2 protein-coding genes are annotated in these 2,911 nt (G+C 65.8%); one reads left to right on the top strand and one right to left on the bottom strand.

Annotated features, from left to right (window positions below):
• Nucleotides 1-1,591, top strand: a 1,591-nt coding sequence (locus tag EB084_22930; protein ID NDD31118.1) for an MBL fold metallo-hydrolase, incomplete at its 5' end; no start/stop codon positions are given.
• 151 nt (nucleotides 1,592-1,742) lie between these two features.
• Here EB084_22930 and EB084_22935 read toward each other — a convergent pair.
• The gene (locus EB084_22935; protein ID NDD31119.1) at nucleotides 1,743-2,582 is read right to left on the bottom strand and encodes a helix-turn-helix domain-containing protein; all 840 of its coding nucleotides are present in this window, start codon (nucleotides 2,580-2,582) and stop codon (nucleotides 1,743-1,745) included.
• Nucleotides 2,583-2,911 lie beyond the last annotated feature (329 nt).

Here is a 2,911-nt window from a genome sequence, read left to right on the forward strand (position 1 = left end):
CGTGCCGCCGCCCCTGCGCGACAACCTCTCTCCTCAGAAGCACTTCCGCCGCCCCCGCCTGGGCGTGAGCGTCATCGGCTCTGGTCACGGCTTCGACCCTGGCAACCGCACCAGCGGCTTCCTCATGTGGATCGACGGTCGCGGCGTTCTGGTCGATCCGCCGGTCGACGCCCTCGACTGGCTCGCCAGCTACGACCTGAGCGGTCGCGACATCGACAGCCTCATCCTCACGCACTGCCACGCCGACCACGACGCGGGCGCCCTCCAGAAGATACTGCACGAGGAGCGCATCACCATCTACACCACCGCCACGGTGATGTCGAGCTTCGTCGCCAAGTACGCACGGCTGACCGGCCTCGAGCCGGGAGCCTTCCGCAGGCTGTTCGACTTCGTGCCCGTGCGCCACGGCGAGCCCATCACGATGCACGGCGCCGAGGTGACGTTCCGCTACTCGTTGCACACGGTCCCCTGCGTGGGACTCGAGGTGCTGTTCGGAGGGAAGGGCCTCGTCTACCCGTCAGACACGCTGAACGACGTGCAGACCTTTCTGCGGCTGCGCGACGAGGGCATCATGTCGCAGAACCGCGCCCGCGAGCTCGCGGCCTTCCCCTGGCATCACGAGCTGATCCTCCACGAGGCCGGCGTCCCGCCCATCCACACCCCGGTGAATGCGCTGGCCCAGCTCGACGAGGCCGTGAAGAAACGGCTCTATCTCGTGCACGTGAGCGCGCGCAGCCTCCCCCCCGACGCGGGTCTTCACGTGGCCCCGACCGGCCTCGAGAGCACCATCGATCTGCACGCCACGGGCAGCGACGGGACCCACGTTCTCGAAGCGCTCGACGTGATGGCGCGGGTCGACATCCTGCGCAGGCTCCCTGCCAGCCGCGCCGCCGAGTTCGTGCGCTACGTGCAGCGGGTGAGCTTCCGCGAAGGCCAGCGCATTCTGACCCGGGGAGAGGCCGGTGACGCGCTGTACTTCATCGTGAACGGAACGGTCGCCGTTGTGCTCGAGAACCACGAGGAACGGACCTACGGCGCCTACGACTACCTGGGGGAGACGGCTCTCGTCGAAGAGGCCCCGCGCAGCGCTGACGCCTACGCAAAGACCGATGTCAGCGCCCTGCGCGTCTCGGCCGCCGACTTCCGACGGCTGCTCCGCGGAACGCGCATCGCGACCCGCCTGCGCCACCTGGCGCGCATGCGCGAGCTGCCGTCGTGGCAGGTCCTGCAATCGTCGAGCGCGCTCAGCGACCTCACCTCGAACCAGAAGACCCAGCTGCAGGCCCTGATGACAACGGCGACCTTCGAAGCCGGCGCTCCCCTGAGCGACGCGGCGCTGCTCGTGGCCTCCGGCGAGGTCGAGGTCGTGCGAGACGAACAGGTCGTGGCCCTGCTGCGGCGAGGCGATCTGGCGTTCGACGTGAAGGCGTACGGCACGCTGCCAGAAGGCGCGCTGTCGTTTCGCTGCCGCACGCCGGTGAGCGGATTCCTCCTCTCCGACGAGGGCTTCGCGGAATTCCTGCACCGAAACCCCGGCGCGGCCATGCGCCTGGCCCACGCACTGGGCGAGCGGCTGCAGGCTGGGTGCTGAAGCGGAGGCGGAGGCGAAGCGGAGGCGGAGCGGAGGCGGAGCGGAGGCCGCTCTTCTGTTCGGATTCATCTTCACCTAACAGAAGAAATTAAAACCGCGAAACAAAGGCGATTCCCGTTGTTCGGCCGGTCTCGCACTCGAACATCTCGCGTCAGCGCAACCTCGAGGCCACGACTCGCTCGAGGAGTCGCTCGGCAAAGTCGCCACGATCGAGCTCTGGGAGCGGAACGCGAAGCACCGGCAGCCCTGTCACCACGTCTCGCTCGGCGTCCTTGAAGCGTCGTCCTTCGTGACCTGGCCCGTCGATCTCGAGATCGATGTAGGCGTTCGACACGCCGTCACTCAGGCACACGAGAAAGTCGAGGGTGGGATACTGCCCCGTGAGACCGCAGATGGTCACCTGGGGATAGACCAATATGGTGAAGCCATTGAATTCGAGCACCAGGGCAATCCAGCGCCGACCGGGTTCCTGTACCACAGGCCGGGGAAACCGTACGAACTGGGGTTCGATGTCCTCGAGATCGACCGCGCGCTCGAACAGGTGGAGTGACGTCACCTGCTCGGCACCGTTCTGTCCGTGCAGGTAGAGCTTCGCCGCACTCCAGAACGGAGCGGGACGGCGCTGGGCGCGAAGCTGCTCGACGAGCGATTTTCCCAGTCGATAGAATCCCGCCTCGCGGCACATCACCGCCAGCGTGCTCTCCGGAAGTCTCGGAGGCACCCACGAGAACAGCCGACGCAGCAGCGTGCCGCGCGTGCGCAGCTTCCGCTGTGAGCGAGGACTGGGGCGCCACAGCCCTGCCGTGAGGGACGCAACGGTCATCTGATAGGCCCGCGCAAGGGCCTCGAGCGCCTTGCTCGAGGCCTGATCGCTTCCGCGCTCGATGGCGCACAGGTGCGAGGGGGAGAGGCCCGTTCGCTCCGCCAGCTGACGAAGCGTGAGGGAACAGGACGTGCGGAGCTGCCGCAGCCGCTGACCGAACGCGGACATGGGGATTTCCTCCAGTGAGTTCGCTGTGGAGCGCAGTGGCGGTAGGCACGTTTGGCCGCAATCATGATTGGCGGAAGGGGCAGTAGCGGAAGGCGCAGTGGCCACTGTAGCGGATTGATGTGAACAATCTGTTGCAAAAGGATTGCGGGAAACGAACAATGGTGTTGCTTTGTATCGATGTTCGGGTGCAGCTCTAACCGAACACCCTCAACTCACCACAAACGCGACGTTTCTTGAATCACCGTTCGGCAAAATGCATTCCGAACAAAGGTCACAGCCCACACCGCAGCCCCACTCCCAAACCTGTCTCTTATACACATCTGACGCTG

The organism is Pseudomonadota bacterium (genome assembly GCA_010028905.1).
Taxonomy (GTDB): domain Bacteria; phylum Vulcanimicrobiota; class Xenobia; order RGZZ01; family RGZZ01; genus RGZZ01.